The sequence below is a fragment of the Streptomyces sp. NBC_00122 genome (genome assembly GCF_045160845.1).
Taxonomy (GTDB): Bacteria; Actinomycetota; Actinomycetes; order Streptomycetales; family Streptomycetaceae; genus Streptomyces.
This window is the reverse complement of record NZ_CP108191.1, coordinates 3,547,549-3,562,500: the sequence shown is the minus strand read 5'-3', so window position 1 is coordinate 3,562,500 and position 14,952 is coordinate 3,547,549. Positions and strand designations below refer to the sequence as shown.

Sequence of the window (14,952 nt, the reverse complement as noted above, 5' to 3'; positions counted from 1 at the left end):
GCCCGAGGTCGTCCGCAAGAAGGTGATGCGGGCCGTCACCGACAGCGCGGACGGCGGTGTGGTCCACGACCGGGAGACGCGGCCGGGTGTCACGAACCTGCTGGACGTCCTGGCCGCCTGCACGGGCGGGGATCCCGTGGCGCTCGCCGCCGGCTACACCGGCTACGGCGCGCTCAAGCGGGACGTCGCCGACGCGGTGGTCGAGCTGCTGCGGCCGGTGCGGGAGCGGCACGCCGAGCTCGCGGCCGATCCGGCGGAGGTGGACAAGGTGCTGCGGGAGGGTGCCGGGCGGGCCCGGGAGCTGGCGCGGCCGGTGGTGGACCGGGTGTACGAGGCCATCGGGCTGCTGGCGCCGTGAGCGGGTACGGGCCCCCGGCTCGGGGGCCCGTACCGCGCGGTCAGCTGTTGCCGGAGGCGAGTTCGCGGCTGCGGTCGCGGGCCGCTTCGAGGGCGGCGATCAGGGCCGCGCGAACGCCGTGCTTCTCCAGCTCCACGATCGCGTTGATCGTCGTACCGGCCGGGGAGGTGACGGCCTCGCGGAGCTTGACCGGGTGCTCGCCGCTGTCGCGGAGCATCACGGCGGCGCCGATGGCGGCCTGGACGATGAGGTCGTGGGCCTGGGCGCGGGGCAGGCCGAGGAGGATGCCGGCATCGGTCATGGCCTCGACGAGGTAGTAGAAGTACGCGGGCCCGGAGCCGGAGAGGGCGGTGGCCGCGTCCTGCTGGGACTCGGGGACGCGCAGGGTCTTGCCGACGCCGCCGAAGATCTCCTCGGTGTGGGCGAGGTGTTCGGCGGTGGCGTGGCTGCCGGCCGAGATGACGGACATGGCCTCGTCGACGAGGGCGGGGGTGTTCGTCATGACACGGACGACGGGGGTGCCGGAGGCGAGCCGCTCCTCGAAGAAGGAGGTCGGGATGCCGGCGGCGCCGCTGATGACCAGGCGGCCCGCGGGGACGTGCGGGGCGAGCTCTTCGAGGAGCTTGGCCATGTCCTGCGGCTTGACGGTGAGGATGAGGGTGTCGGCGCGCTTGGCGGCTTCGGCGTTGCTGACGGCCTCGACGCCGTAGCGGGAGTGCAGTTCCTCGGCGCGCTCCGGCCGGCGGGCGGTGACGAGGAGATTCGAGGCGGGCCAGCCGCCGCGGATCATTCCGCTGAGCAGGGCCTCGCCGATCTTTCCGGTACCGAGGACCGCGACTGTCTGGGTCATGCCCGATTCACCTCGCCTGGGGGTACCTCCCGGCGGTGGCCGGGAGGTTGTTGCTGCACGCGTGCTGCGGATACGTCCTCATCCTTGCACTCGGTCGGGGAGGGGAGGGCTGCTGTCCGGTCCGTGGTCGTCAGGGCGTGCGGCGTCGGAGGGTGGCCGCGCCGAGGGCGAGGACGAGCAGGGCGCAGGCGGCGACGATGACGGCGTCGCGGACGAATTCGGCGGTCATGTCGGTGTGGGTGAGGACCTGGGTCATGCCGTCCACGGCGTAGGACATGGGCAGGACGTCGGAGAGGCCTTCCAGGACGGGGTGCATGGTGTTGCGGGCCGCGAAGAGGCCGCACAGCAGCAGCTGGGGGAAGATCACCGCCGGCATGAACTGGACGGCCTGGAACTCGGAGGCCGCGAAGGCGGACACGAAGAGGCCGAGTGCGGTGCCGAGGAGGGCGTCGAGGAGGGCGACGAGCAGGAGCAGCCACGGAGAGCCGACGACGTCGAGGCCGAGGAGCCAGAGGGCCAGGCCGGTGGCGAGGAGGGACTGGACGACGGCGACGGCGCCGAAGGCGAGGGCGTAGCCGGCGATGAGGTCGCCCTTGCCCAGCGGCATGGCGAGGAGGCGTTCCAGGGTGCCGGAGGTGCGTTCGCGCAGGGTGGCGATGGAGGTCACCAGGAACATCGTGATGAGCGGGAAGATGCCGAGGAGGCTGGCGCCGATGCTGTCGAAGGTGCGCGGGGTGCCGTCGAAGACGAAGCGGAGCAGCGTCAGCATCAGGACGGGGACCAGGAGCATCAGCGCGATGGAGCGCGGGTCGTGGCGGAGCTGGCGCAGGACGCGGGCGGCTGTCGCGGTGGTGCGGGCGGCACTCATGGCGGTCGTGGCAGTCATCGCTGGGGCTCCCGGGCGGTGGCGTCGGCCTCGTCGACGAGGCGGAGGAAGCCTTCCTCGACGGTGGCGGAGTGGGTACGGGTGCGCAGGGCGTCTGGGGTGTCCTGGGCGAGGATGCGGCCCTCGCGCATGAGGAGCAGGCCGTGGCAGCGCTCGGCCTCGTCCATCACGTGCGAGGAGACGAGGAGGGTGGTGCCGCGGGTGGCGGCGAGGGTGTGGAAGAGGTTCCAGAGGTCGCGGCGCAGGACGGGGTCGAGGCCGACGGTGGGTTCGTCGAGGACCAGGAGCTCGGGGGTGCCGAGGAGGGCGACGGCGAGGGAGACGCGGCTGCGCTGGCCGCCGGAGAGGTTCCCGGCGAGTGCGGTGGCGTGGCCGGTGAGGTCGACGTCGGCGATGGCGCGGGTGACGGTCTCGTGGCGGCGTTCGGCGGCGGCGCGGCGGGGGGCACCCCCAGCGGTAGCTGGGGGAGGGTCGAGGATCGCGGCGAAGTAGTCGAGGTTCTGCCGGACGGTGAGGTCGTCGTAGACGGAGGGCGCCTGGGTGACGTAGCCGATGCGGTGGCGGAGCTCGGGGTGGCCGGCGGGGCGGCCGAGGACGTCGAGGGTGCCGGTGACGTGGGCCTGGGTACCCACGACGGCGCGCATGAGGGTGGACTTTCCGCAGCCGGAGGGGCCGAGGAGGCCGGTGATGCGGCCGCGGGGGACGTCGAAGGCGATGCCGTCGATGACGGTCCGGGGGGTGCGGCCGGTGCCGCGGCGGACGGTGAGGTCGCGGGCGTGTACGGCCGGCTCGTCGGTGTGTACGGCTGGTGGGGGCCCCTCGGGCTCATTATTCATCATGTGATGAATAATGCTCCTGGCTGTGCCGGGGCGTCAATCGGGGGGTGCCCTACTTCTTGCGCTTGGGGCGGCGTGCGGCCGGGTTGCCGGTGCGGGCGCTGCGGCGGCGGGCGAATTCGGCCACGGCACGCTCGTACTCGGCGCGGCGCAGCTTCTCGCCCGGGGCCTCGGCGAGGCAGCGGAGGAAGTACGCGATGAGGGAGCCGATGAAACCGATCGCCTTCAGGCCCTTGAGGGCGGCCTCGTCGGAGGAGGGGGCCGGCCGACGGCTGAAGGAGTCCCAGGTCTTGGCGAAGGCGATGGCGCTGGCGACCGCGAAGAGGACGACGACGGAGATGTTGAGGAAGGGGCCGACGTCGCCGATCTCCAGGCCCTCGTAGGCGAGGCGCAGGAAGACCGCGGCGGCGACGGCGGTGACCAGCGAACCGATGGCGACGACGGCGCGGCGCAGGGCGTAGTTGCCGTCGTGGTTCACCCAGGTGGTGCCGAAGTAGCGGATCGGCTCGGGCTCGGGTCCGGCGGGGGCCGCCGGGGCGGGGGCCGGGGCCTGCGCGGCCGGCTCGGCTGGGATCTGGTCTCGCTGGTCGTCGCTCACACCAGCGATTATCTCCCGCCGGGCCCGGCCGGCCGGGTGTGTCTCACGTGTCAGACGGGCGGCGCGGGCGCCGGACCCTCAGCCGCAGCGGTTGGCGACGTAGCCGTCGCTGCCTGTCTTCACGTACGCGTCGGAGACGAACAGGCCGTTCCCGATGCAGTCCCAGACGTTCGTCGTGCCGTAGGGGCCCGAGACGGTGGTGCCCGGGGTTTGGCAGCGGATCCCGACGACGGCGTCGTACGGGAGCACCTTCATGATCGAGTAGTTGGTGCCCGGACCGCTGCGGACGTTGACCCGGTATCCCGGCGCGACCGGGAAGTACTCGAAGCCGTCCCCTTCAGCGCTCTGGACCTGATTCAGTTCGTTCTCAACCGACATAGGAAATCTCCCCCTTTGAGCATGAAGCTCTGCAACTCGCGCAGGGTAGCAGGCCCTTACCGATCCATATGCGCCATCGACTAGGCTCCGGCGGGGGTGGTCGGCAGTGTATTCACTGCGCGCGGAACGGGCCGGATTTCCGGAGTACGCCGGGCAGTACCGGCTGGAATCCGTACTGGGTTCCGGCGGCATGGGGGTGGTCCATCTGGCCACCTCCGCATCCGGGCTGCGGCTCGCGGTCAAGGTCGTACACGCTCAGCACGCCGTGGATCCCGAGTTCCGGGCCAGATTCCGGCAGGAGGTCACGGCCGCCCGGCGGGTGAGCGGGGCGTTCACCGCGCCCGTCGTGGACGCGGACCCCGACGCGGAACGGCCGTGGATGGCCACCTTGTTCATCGACGCGCCCACACTCGCCGAGCAGGTACGGGAGCAGGCGCTGGGCGCCCTGGAACTGGCCAGGCTCGGCGCCGGGCTGGCGGAGGCGCTGCGGGACATCCACCGGGCCGGGGTGGTGCACCGGGATCTGAAGCCCAGCAATGTCCTGATGGCGTCCGACGGGGTACGGGTCATCGACTTCGGGATCTCCCGGCCGGCCGACAGCGATCTTCGGACCGAGACCGGGAAACTGATCGGGACGCCGCCCTTCATGGCTCCCGAGCAGTTCCAGCGGCCGCGGGAGGTCGGGCCCGCCGCCGATGTCTTCGCGATGGGCGCCGTCCTCGTGCACGCGGCGACGGGGCGCGGCCCCTTCGACTCCGACAGCCACTACCTCGTCGCGTACCAGGTGGTGCACAGCGAGCCCGATCTGACCGGGGTGCCGACGGCGCTCGCGCCGGTCATCGCGCAATGCCTCGCCAAGGATCCCGCCGACCGGCCCACTCCCGACGCGCTGCTCCACGAGCTGCGGGCGGCCGCGTACCCGACCGGGGAGGAGACCCGGGCCTTCATACCGCAGCCGCGGCGGCCACTGGTCCCGGAGGCGAAGCCCGCGGTCGAGGAGGACACCCACCGGCGGGTGCGGGTCGAGGAGCCGGCCCGGCCCACGAACCGCCGGCGGCGGTGGCGAGCCGCTGCCGCGCTCGGGACGGGCCTGTTGCTGACGGGTGGGGCGGCCGGCGGGTACCTCCACTTCAAGGAGGATCCGGGGCAGGCCGTACGGACGTCCGCGGCGGAGCCGACGCCACCGGGAAAGCCGCTGAACCCGTGGGCGACGCCCCTGGAGAGCCAGGGGCGCGAGAACCTCGTCGTGTCCTGCTCCACCGCGGTCGGCGCCGTGTACTGCTCGACACCCGGCCTGGCCGCCGCGCGGCTGAATCCGGCGGACGGCGCCGTCACCTGGTCCGTGCGCGCGACGGCACCGGGTGCGGACAGCCAGTCCCCGCTGTCCGCCGGCGGACTCGTCCTGACGGCGGCGCCGGGCGGCCGGACGGTCCAGGCCTTCGACCCGGGAACCGGTACGCAGCGCTGGCAGAAGCCGCTGCCCGGGGGCGGCCGGATCATGCAGGCCGGCGGGGCCGTGATGGTGACGGGCGGGGACGGCAAGGCGACCGCACTCGACGCCGCCACGGGAGCCACCCGGTGGACGAAGCAGATCGGCGGCGTCGGATCGCTCTGGCTCGCCGGCCCGGACGGGCCGGACGGCTGCTTCCTGTACGCGGCCACCCCGGCCGACGACGGCCGCTCGACCCAGGTCTCGGCCGTCGACTGCGCGAGCGGCACGGTGCGGTGGCAGCAGCACACGCCCGGCACGGCGGAACCGGTCGGGGTCTCGCACGGAGCACTGCACCTGCTGCGGACCGACACCGGGTCGCGGACCCGCGGGGTCCTGCGAGTGGATCTGCGGACGCGGTCCGTGAAGGAGGTCGCGCTGCCGGCCAGCCTCTCCCAGGCGCAGGCGGCAGTCGACACCCGGGGCGTGGTCTACGTCTTCGGTGCCTCGGGCGCGCTGGCGGCGGTCGGCCCGGACAAGGAGGAGTGGCGGCTGGAGACCGGCGTGGCCGTCGCCTCACGGCCCGTGGCCGACGGCGGCCGCGTCTACCTGACCGCGGTGGACGGCCGGCTGCTCGCGGTCGACGCCGCCGCCGGCCGTCTCATGGGCCAGACGAAGCCCCGTATGGGCACCGGCCGTTCCTTCACGGCGACGGTGCCCGCGCCGGTGGTCGGCGACGGGCGGGTGTACGGGAGCGCGCCCGACGGGTCGGTGTTCGCCGTGGACGCGGCGAACCCCGCCGGGTGGTGACCCTCCCGGCGGGGTTCGGGGCGTGGGGAGCCTTGGTCCGTCAGGGAAGGCGGCTCACGTCGCGGACCGCGCCCTTGTCGGCGCTGGTGGCCATCGCCGCGTAGGCGCGCAGGGCCGCGGAGACCTTGCGCTCGCGGTTCTTGGGGGCGTAGACGCCGCCCAGGGCCTCGTGCCGGGCCGCCAGGGTGGCGTCGTCGACGAGGAGCTCGATGGAGCGGTTCGGGATGTCGATGCGGATCCGGTCGCCGTCTTCGACGACCGCGATGGTGCCGCCCGAGGCCGCCTCCGGGGAGGCGTGGCCGATGGACAGGCCCGAGGTGCCGCCGGAGAAGCGGCCGTCGGTCACCAGGGCGCAGGCCTTGCCGAGGCCGCGGCCCTTGAGGAAGGAGGTCGGGTAGAGCATCTCCTGCATGCCGGGGCCGCCGCGCGGGCCCTCGTAGCGGATGACGACGACGTCGCCCTCCTTGATCTCCTTGCGGAGGATCTTGTCGACGGCCTCGTCCTGCGATTCACAGACGACCGCCGGGCCCTCGAAGGTCCAGATCGACTCGTCGACGCCGGCCGTCTTCACGACGCAGCCGTCGGCCGCGATGTTGCCCTTCAGCACGGCGAGGCCGCCGTCCTTGGAGTACGCGTGCTGCACGGAGCGGATGCAGCCGCCCTCGGCGTCGAGGTCGAGGCCCTCCCAGCGCTCGGACTGGGAGAAGGCGGTGGCGGAGCGCTTGCAGCCGGGAGCCGCGTGCCACAGCTCCATGGCCACCTCGGACGCCGTGCCGGAGCGGGCGTCCCACTCGGCCAGCCAGTCCTCCAGGTTGGTGGAGTGGACCGAGGTGACGTCCTTGTTCAGGAGTCCGCCGCGGTGCAGCTCGCCCAGGATGGCGGGGATGCCGCCGGCCCGGTGGATGTCCTCCATGTAGTACGTGCCGCCGGGCGCCACGTTCGGGGCGACCTTGGACAGGCAGGGGACGCGGCGCGAGACCTCGTCGATGTCCTTGAGGTCGTAGTCCAGACCCGCCTCCTGCGCGGCGGCCAGGAGGTGGAGGATCGTGTTGGTCGAGCCGCCCATCGCGATGTCGAGCGCCATGGCGTTCTCGAAGGCCTGGCGGGTGGCGATGTTGCGGGGCAGGACCGAGTGGTCGTCCTGCTCGTAGTGGCGCTTGGTGATCTCGACGATCGTGCGGCCGGCGTCCTCGTACAGGGCGCGGCGGGCGGTGTGGGTGGCGAGGACCGAGCCGTTGCCGGGGAGGGCCAGGCCGATGGCCTCGGCGAGGCAGTTCATCGAGTTGGCGGTGAACATGCCGGAACACGAGCCGCAGGTCGGGCAGGCGTTCTCCTCGATGCGCAGGATGTCCTCGTCCGAGACGTTCTCGTTGGAGGCATCGACCATGGCGTCGATCAGGTCGAGCTTGCGGACGGTGCCGTCGACGAGGGTGGCCTGGCCGGCCTCCATCGGGCCGCCGGAGACGAAGACCACCGGGATGTTCAGGCGCATGGCGGCCATCAGCATGCCAGGGGTGATCTTGTCGCAGTTGGAGATGCAGATCAGCGCGTCGGCGCAGTGCGCCTCCACCATGTACTCCACGCTGTCCGCGATCAGGTCGCGGGACGGCAGGGAGTAGAGCATGCCGGCGTGGCCCATCGCGATGCCGTCGTCGACCGCGATCGTGTTGAACTCGCGCGGGATCGCCCCTGCGGCGCGGATGGCGTCGGAGACGATCCGGCCGACCGGGGCCAGGTGGGTGTGGCCAGGCACGAACTCGGTGAAGGAGTTGGCGACCGCGATGATCGGCTTGCCGATGTCCTCGCTCGCTACGCCCGACGCACGCATAAGGGCGCGTGCGCCCGCCATGTTGCGGCCGTGGGTGACGGTGCGGGACCTCAGCTCGGGCATCGGGTTCACTCCCCATGAGTGCGGCCGGCCTTGCGAGCGCGGCCACGACTGTAGATATGAATCAGTTACGAGGCTACGCCCCTCGCCCGCGATACGGACAGCAAGTCCGCATGCCGGGACGGGCGGGTCATTCCTCGGTCAGGTAGCGCTGCAAGGTCGGGGCCACCAGGGCCACGATGTCCTCCGGGTCGGCGGACGCGAGGGGCTCGACCTGGACGACGTAGCGCAGGATCGCGATGCCGACCATGTGGGAGGCGGCGAGCTCGGCGCGGAAGGTCGGGTCGGGGACGTCGAGGTCGGCGGCCACGCGCTCCAGCACGCGGCGCAGGACGAGCCCGCGCAGGACCTTCGCGGCGGCCTCGTGCGTGAGGGCGGAGCGGATCACGGCGAGCAGCGGAACCCGGGTGACCGGGTTCTCCCAGACACCGAGGAAGTAGCGGGCGAGGCGTTCGCCGATGCCGTCGGGGCCCTCGCCGAGGATCGCCGGGACCACCATCGCCGGCTCCATGCTCAGCTCGATGGCGGCGGCGAAGAGGTCCTCCTTGCTGCCGAAGTAGTGGTGCACCAGGGCCGGGTCCACGCCGGCGGCCTTGGCGACGCCGCGTACGGAGGTCTTGTCGTAGCCGCGTGCGGCGAACTCGGAGCGGGCGGCGAGGCGGATGCGCTCCTGGGTGCCGGGGCCCTCGTCGGCCTCGTCCTGGCGGGGGCGGCCGGGGCCGCGGCGGCGCGGCCGCGCGGGCTCCGTCATGTCCGGCGGGCCCGGTCGCGCGCGTCCGAGGCGGGGGCGGGCGCAGGGGCGGTGGCGAGGTGCAGGCGGGTGAAGGCCAGCGCCTCGGCGAGGTCCGCCTCGCGCTCGGCGGAGGACATGGCGCGCCGCGTGTTCACCTCGATGACCACGTGCCCGTCGAACGACGTCCGGGCGAGGCGCTCCAGCAGCTCCGCGCAGGGCTGCGTACCGCGCCCCGGGACCAGGTGCTCGTCCTTCGCCGAACCGTTTCCGTCGGCGAGGTGGACATGGGCCAGCCGCTCGCCCATCCGGTCGATCATCGCGGTCGCGTCCGTGCGGGCGGTCGCGGTGTGCGACAGGTCGACGGTGAAGTGCCGGTAGTCGTCCTTGGTCACGTCCCACTCGGGCGCGTACGCGAGCATCTCGCGGTCGCGGTAGCGCCACGGGTACATGTTCTCGACGGCGAACCGGACGTCGGTCTCGTCCGCCATCCGCCAGATCCCGGTGACGAAGTCACGGGCGTACTGGCGCTGCCAGCGGAACGGCGGATGCACGACGACGGTGGACGCGCCGAGCCGCTCGGCCGCCGCCTGGGCCCGCTGGAGCTTGGTCCAGGGGTCGGTGGACCAGACCCGCTGGGTGATGAGCAGACACGGCGCGTGGACGGCGAGGATCGGGACCTTGTGGTGGTCGGACAGCCGCCGCAGGGCGTCGATGTCCTGGCTGACCGGATCCGTCCAGACCATCACCTCGACGCCGTCGTAACCGAGGCGCGCGGCGATCTCGAAGGCGGTCGCCGTGGACTCCGGATAGACGGAGGCGGTGGAAAGGGCGACTTTCGCGGTCGGGATGCGGACTGGTTCTGCCACGGGGACAGGGTACGGGCCCAACAGCCTCCCGGGGCCTCCCGCCCCTCCTCCCGGGACATCCGCCCCACGCTCCGGGAGCCCCCGCCCGCCCCCGGCCGCTGCTAGCCGTTGTTCGTCGGCAGGTGGTCCAGCCGGCGCAGGATGATGCCCTCGCGCAGCGCCCACGGGCAGATCTCCAGATCGTCGACGCCGAACAGGTCCATCGCCGCCTCCGCGACCAGCGCGCCCGCCAGCAGCTGGTTCGCCCGGCCCTCCGAGACGCCCGGCAGGGCGGAGCGCTGGACCGTCGTCATCGCGGCCAGCCGGGGGACCCACTCCTCCAGGGACTTGCGGGTCAGGTCCCGCTGCACGTAGAGGCCCTCCGCCGAGCGGGCCGCGCCCGCGATGCGGGCCAGCTGCTTGAAGGTCTTCGACGTCGCCACCACGTGGTCCGGGGCGCCGAAGCGGCTGAACTCGCCGACCGTGCGCGCGATCTCGGCCCGTACGTGCCTGCGCAGGGCCTTGACGTCCAACGCGTCCGGCGGGTCGCCCGGCAGCCAGCCCGCCGTCAGGCGGCCCGCGCCCAGCGGCAGGGAGACCGCCGCGTCCGGGTCCTCGTCGATGCCGAACGCGACTTCCAGCGAGCCGCCGCCGATGTCGAGGACCAGCAGCTTCCCGGCCGACCAGCCGAACCAGCGGCGCGCGGCGAGGAACGTCAGCCGCGCCTCGTCGTCACCGCTCAGGACCGGCAGGTCGACACCGGTCTCGGCCTTGACCCGCGCCAGGACCTCTTCCGCGTTCTTGGCCTCGCGTACGGCGCTGGTCGCGAAGGGCAGCAGGTCCTGGCACCCCTTGTCCTCGGCGGCCTGCACCGCGTCGGTGATCACCGACACGAGACTCTCGACGCCTTCCGGGGTGACGGCTCCGTGCTCGTCGAGGAGCTCCGCCAGCCGCATCTCCACCTTGTGCGAGTGCGCAGGCTGGGGGCGCGCACCGGGATGCGCGTCGACCACCAGCAGATGGATCGTATTCGAACCCACGTCCAGGACACCGAGTCTCATAGGGGGAAACGCTACTGCGACGAACGCTCAGGGGTTGCGTAAGGGGCGCTTAGGCTTGGGTTTGTGCCAAATACGAAGAAGGCCAACAAGACCCGGTCGAAGAACGACAAGGGCACCGACAACAACAAGGCCAAGGTCAAGGCCATGGACGGCGGCAAGTCCAAGGCCATGTCCAAGGCCGCGCTCGCGGCCGACGAGAAGGGCCTCGACTTCCCCCGGGCCTGGGTGGAGTTCCCCGATCCGGCCGATGACGAACAGGTCTTCCGCTGCGACCTGACCTGGCTGACCTCCCGCTGGACCTGCATCTTCGGCAGCGGCTGCCAGGGCATCCAGGCGGGCCGCGCGGACGACGGCTGCTGCACGCTCGGCGCGCACTTCTCCGACGAGGACGACGAGAAGCGCGTTGCCGGGCACGTGGCCCGGCTGACCCCCGAGCTGTGGCAGTTCCACGACGTCGGCAGCGAGAGCGGATGGACGCAGCTGGACGACGACGGGGAGAAGCAGACCCGCCGCTGGGACGGCGCGTGCATCTTCCTGAACCGGCCGGGGTTCCCCGCCGGGGCGGGCTGTTCGCTGCACATCCTGGCGCTGAAGAGCGGCCAGGAGCCGCTGGAGACCAAGCCGGACGTCTGCTGGCAGCTGCCGATCCGCCGTACCTACGACTGGATCGACCGGCCCGACGACACCCGCGTGCTCCAGGTGTCGATCGGCGAGTACGACCGCCGCGGCTGGGGTCCGGGCGGCCACGACCTGCACTGGTGGTGCACATCGGCCACTTCGGCGCACGGCGCCGGGGACCCGGTGTACGTGTCGTACCGCGCGGAGCTGACGGAGCTGATGGGCAAGGAGGGGTACGAGGCGCTGGTGAAGCTGTGCGAGGCGCGGCTGGCCTCGCTGCTGCCGATGGCTCCGCACCCGGCCGACCCGTCGTAGGGTTCCCGGAGCCGCCGGGGTTCCTAGGCCGCGGAGGCCGACGGGCCCGGGGAAACCGTTCCTCCTGAGGTCGGCGTCGGCGTCGCCGACTCCGTCGGCGTGGGAGTCGGCGTGGGTGTCGGCGTCGGTGTCGGTGTCGGCGTAGGGGTCGACGTGGGAGTCGGCGTCGGGGTCGACGGCGGCTCCGGCGTCGGGGCCGGGCGCCCGCGGCCCTGGATGGCGATCACCGCGCCGGCGGGATCCACCCCCACCCTGGCGGTCCAGGCGCCCACGGGCTGGGCCTCGGGGTCCACGGCGATCCGCAGGGTGACCGATTCTCCGGGGGCCAGCGTGCCCGCGGCCCTGCTCGCGCGCAGCCAGGGCGCGTCGGACCAGAGCCGCCAGTTCACCGGACCGCCGCCGGAGGCGGTGAGGGTGATCAGTGTGGTGGCGCCGTGGGAGGACGCGTCGACGGTGAGGCGGCCGGGGGCGCCGGGGCGGCCCGGTTCGGGGGTCGCCGGGGGCCCGCTGCTGATCACCTCGACGGAGACGTCGGAGTCGGAGCTGCCCGGGGCGAAGCCGGGGCTGCCCGTGGTGGCGGCGGCGTTCCCGGCGTTCTCGTACGCGGTCAGCGGGCGGCCGCCGACCTGCGGCAGCGGGATCTCGGACTCGCTCGCCGAGATGCGGGTGCCGTCCCCGCCGACGGGCTCGCCGGTGCTGGGCGCGCCGCGGTACGCCGCCCACAGCGCCAGGACCGGCGCCGCGACGACGGTGGCGACCACGGTGGTGGTCACCGCCCGGGAGCGCAGCCGGTCGCGGCGGGCCGCGTGGTCCTTGGGGTCCATCGGGAAGCCGGTGCGGTCGAAGCGCGGGCCGGTCCGGCGGCGGCCCCGGCCGGAGCGGATCATCGCCGCCTGGACGGCGGTGCGGGGGGCGGGGACCAGCGGGAGGGCGGCCGTGTCGACGCCGGAGCCCGGCCAGGGGGCGCCGGCCCCCACGCGTTCGGCGACGCGGCGGCAGCGCGGACAGTCGTCGACGTGGCGTACGAGCTCGGCGCGCAGGGTGGTGGACAGCAGCACCTGTCCGTCGCAGGTGAGCCGGGAGACGCTGGGACAGCCGCCGGTCTCCACGACGGCGAGGGCGGCGCGGGTGCGCTCCACCTCGCAGGCGGCGCCGGACAGGAGCTCGCGGGCGGCGGCCTCCGAGGTGCCGAGGACGGCGGCCAGCTCGGTGACGCCGAGGCGGTGGCGGACGGCGAGCTCCAGCGCCTCGCGCTGCTCGGGCGTGGTGCCCGCGGCTTCCGGCCAGGCGAGCCGGGCCAGCTCGGTGCGGCGGTAGGCGCTCACGTCAAGCGCGCGGCGGGCCTCGGGGACCTGGTCGGCCTCGGTGCCGGAGTCGGTTACGGCGGTTCCGGTACCCGGCGCACGGTCGGGATTCATGCGCTCCGGCGCGCGCCGGGCGTAATGCGCTCCCTGCCGCGCGTGCCGCTGCTCGGCCAGCCGGCGCAGGCAGCCCCAGCGGGCGAGCGCGTACAGCCAGGCCCGCCGGTCCCCCTCCCCGGGGCAGCGGCCGGGATACCGCTCGGCCACGGCGAGTACGCAGCCCAGCACGTCAGTGGCCGCGTCGTGGTCGCACAGGACCGACAGGCAGTACGTGAACAGGCCGTCCAGGTAGGGCTCGTGCCGGAACGCGGGGGGCTCCTCCCCGTCGCGGGGCGTGCGCCCGTGCGCCCGGTGTGCGCCGGTGCGCGATGAGGAGCGTGACTGGTCGCTGCTGTTCACCTGGCGACCGTAGGCGGCACGCCGGTGACGTCCCGGAAGCCTTCACCACATTTAGCCCTTACGGGTGAACAGATCGGTGCCCTGCTGACTCCGGTGTTGTCGGCTTGCCGCCGGCGTCCGCAGCGCTATCGGCGTTGCCAGCGTTGTCAGCGTTGTCAGCGGGTGCGGCTACCGTGAGCGCCATGGCTGCCCGCACTGCTCGTTCATCCGCCAAGGACCGGCCGTCCTACCGCTGCTCCGAGTGCGGCTGGACGACGGCGAAATGGCTCGGGCGGTGTCCCGAATGCCAGGCGTGGGGCACCGTCGAGGAAATGGGCACGCCCGCCGTGCGGACCACCGCCGCCGGCCGGGTGTCGACCGCCGCGGTGCCGATCGCGCAGGTCGACAGCCGGACGGCGACCGCGCGCAGCACCGGCGTGGACGAGCTGGACCGCGTACTCGGCGGCGGGCTCGTGCCCGGCGCCGTGGTGCTGCTCGCCGGGGAGCCCGGCGTGGGCAAGTCGACGCTGCTGCTGGACGTCGCCGCGAAGGCCGCCAGCGATGCGCACCGCACCCTGTACGTCACGGGCGAGGAGAGCGCGAGCCAGGTGCGGCTGCGCGCCGACCGGATCAACGCGCTGAACGACCACCTCTACCTGGCCGCCGAAACCGACCTGTCCGCCGTACTGGGACACCTGGACGCGGTGCGGCCCTCCCTGCTGATCCTGGACTCCGTGCAGACCGTCGCCTCCCCGGAGATCGACGGCGCGCCCGGCGGCATGGCTCAGGTGCGCGAGGTCGCCGGGGCGCTGATCCGCGCCTCCAAGGAGCGCGGGATGTCCACGCTCCTCGTCGGCCACGTGACGAAGGACGGGGCGATCGCCGGCCCCCGCCTCCTGGAGCACCTGGTCGACGTGGTGCTGAGCTTCGAGGGCGACCGGCACGCCCGGCTGCGGCTCGTGCGCGGCGTCAAGAACCGGTACGGGGCCACCGACGAGGTGGGCTGCTTCGAACTGCACGACGAGGGGATCACCGGGCTCGCCGACCCGAGCGGGCTGTTCCTGACCCGGCGCGCCGAGGCCGTGCCCGGGACCTGCCTGACCGTGACCCTGGAGGGCAAGCGCCCGCTGGTCGCCGAGGTGCAGGCGCTGACCGTGGACTCGCAGATCCCCTCCCCGCGGCGCACCACGTCGGGCCTGGAGACCTCGCGCGTCTCGATGATGCTGGCGGTGCTGGAGCAGCGCGGGCGGATCACCGCGCTGGGCAAGCGCGACATCTACAGCGCCACCGTGGGCGGGGTGAAGCTGACCGAGCCGGCCGCCGACCTGGCGATCGCGCTCGCGCTGGCCTCCGCCGCCAGCGACGTCCCGCTGCCGAAGAACCTCGTGGCGATCGGGGAGGTCGGCCTCGCGGGTGAGGTGCGGCGGGTGACCGGCGTACAGCGGCGGCTCGCGGAGGCGCACCGGCTCGGCTTCACGCACGCCCTCGTGCCCTCGGATCCGGGCAAGGTGCCCGCCGGGATGAAGGTCGTCGAGGTGGCCGACATGGGCGACGCGCTACGGGTGCTGCCGCGCGGCCGTTCCCGTACTCCGGCCAAGGAGTAGCTGG

14 protein-coding genes (1 of these 14 only partly in view) are annotated in these 14,952 nt (G+C 73.1%); 4 read left to right on the top strand and 10 right to left on the bottom strand.

Annotated elements, in window-relative coordinates:
• Positions 1 to 358, top strand: the 3' portion of a protein-coding gene (gene trpS, locus OG737_RS16895; RefSeq protein WP_405921713.1) for a tryptophan--tRNA ligase. Its footprint begins 641 nt before the window's first position; the window shows 358 of its 999 coding nt (coding positions 642-999); its start codon lies off the left edge, out of view; its stop codon occupies positions 356 to 358.
• A gap of 40 nt (positions 359 to 398) precedes the next feature.
• Here trpS and proC read toward each other — a convergent pair whose 3' ends face one another.
• The 5 genes from proC to OG737_RS16870 form a co-directional block, all read right to left on the bottom strand.
• On the bottom strand, positions 399 to 1,208 hold the full coding sequence (gene proC, locus OG737_RS16890) for a pyrroline-5-carboxylate reductase (protein ID WP_328926982.1): 810 nt from the start codon (positions 1,206 to 1,208) through the stop codon (positions 399 to 401).
• 130 nt (positions 1,209 to 1,338) lie between these two features.
• Positions 1,339 to 2,094 carry an ABC transporter permease gene (locus tag OG737_RS16885; protein ID WP_328926981.1) on the bottom strand — a complete coding sequence of 252 codons (756 nt, stop codon included), beginning with the start codon at positions 2,092 to 2,094 and terminating at the stop codon, positions 1,339 to 1,341.
• On the bottom strand, positions 2,091 to 2,933 hold the full coding sequence (locus tag OG737_RS16880; protein ID WP_405921712.1) for an ABC transporter ATP-binding protein: 843 nt from the start codon (positions 2,931 to 2,933) through the stop codon (positions 2,091 to 2,093). Before OG737_RS16880 ends, OG737_RS16885 begins: the two co-directional genes overlap by 4 nt.
• A 49-nt stretch (positions 2,934 to 2,982) precedes the next feature.
• A complete protein-coding gene (locus OG737_RS16875) occupies positions 2,983 to 3,528 on the bottom strand; it encodes a hypothetical protein (protein WP_405679087.1) in 546 nt (181 codons plus the stop codon).
• A 78-nt stretch (positions 3,529 to 3,606) separates the two neighbouring features.
• Positions 3,607 to 3,906 (bottom strand): peptidase, encoded by a 300-nt coding sequence (locus OG737_RS16870; protein ID WP_328926979.1) that lies wholly within the window; start codon positions 3,904 to 3,906, stop codon positions 3,607 to 3,609.
• 106 nt (positions 3,907 to 4,012) lie between these two features.
• On the opposite strand from OG737_RS16870, the gene OG737_RS16865 reads away from it, so the two are divergent.
• Positions 4,013 to 6,145 carry a serine/threonine-protein kinase gene (locus OG737_RS16865; protein WP_328926978.1) on the top strand — a complete coding sequence of 711 codons (2,133 nt, stop codon included), beginning with the start codon at positions 4,013 to 4,015 and terminating at the stop codon, positions 6,143 to 6,145.
• A gap of 40 nt (positions 6,146 to 6,185) precedes the next feature.
• Here OG737_RS16865 and ilvD read toward each other — a convergent pair whose 3' ends face one another.
• From ilvD to OG737_RS16845, 4 genes are all read right to left on the bottom strand, one after another.
• Positions 6,186 to 8,036 (bottom strand): dihydroxy-acid dehydratase, encoded by a 1,851-nt coding sequence (gene ilvD, locus OG737_RS16860; protein ID WP_405921711.1) that lies wholly within the window; start codon positions 8,034 to 8,036, stop codon positions 6,186 to 6,188.
• A gap of 127 nt (positions 8,037 to 8,163) precedes the next feature.
• Positions 8,164 to 8,784: a TetR family transcriptional regulator gene (locus tag OG737_RS16855; RefSeq protein ID WP_328926976.1), complete on the bottom strand. Its 621-nt coding sequence runs from the start codon at positions 8,782 to 8,784 to the stop codon at positions 8,164 to 8,166.
• Positions 8,781 to 9,632, bottom strand: coding sequence for a sugar phosphate isomerase/epimerase (locus OG737_RS16850; protein WP_328926975.1), 852 nt, complete (start codon positions 9,630 to 9,632; stop codon positions 8,781 to 8,783). The genes OG737_RS16855 and OG737_RS16850 overlap by 4 nt, the downstream gene beginning before the upstream one ends.
• A 101-nt stretch (positions 9,633 to 9,733) precedes the next feature.
• Positions 9,734 to 10,672 carry a Ppx/GppA phosphatase family protein gene (locus tag OG737_RS16845; protein ID WP_328926974.1) on the bottom strand — a complete coding sequence of 313 codons (939 nt, stop codon included), beginning with the start codon at positions 10,670 to 10,672 and terminating at the stop codon, positions 9,734 to 9,736.
• Positions 10,673 to 10,816: 144 nt separating this feature from the next.
• Between OG737_RS16845 and OG737_RS16840 the strand changes: the two genes are divergently transcribed.
• On the top strand, positions 10,817 to 11,605 hold the full coding sequence (locus tag OG737_RS16840; RefSeq protein ID WP_328930367.1) for a hypothetical protein: 789 nt from the start codon (positions 10,817 to 10,819) through the stop codon (positions 11,603 to 11,605).
• Positions 11,606 to 11,628: 23 nt separating this feature from the next.
• On the opposite strand, the gene OG737_RS16835 is transcribed toward OG737_RS16840, so the two are convergent.
• Complete coding sequence (locus OG737_RS16835) at positions 11,629 to 13,365, bottom strand: BACON domain-containing protein (protein WP_405921710.1); 1,737 nt, start codon at positions 13,363 to 13,365, stop codon at positions 11,629 to 11,631.
• Positions 13,366 to 13,547: 182 nt separating this feature from the next.
• On the opposite strand from OG737_RS16835, the gene radA reads away from it, so the two are divergent.
• Positions 13,548 to 14,948, top strand: a complete 1,401-nt coding sequence (gene radA / locus OG737_RS16830; RefSeq protein WP_328926972.1) for a DNA repair protein RadA — start codon at positions 13,548 to 13,550, stop codon at positions 14,946 to 14,948.
• Positions 14,949 to 14,952 lie beyond the last annotated feature (4 nt).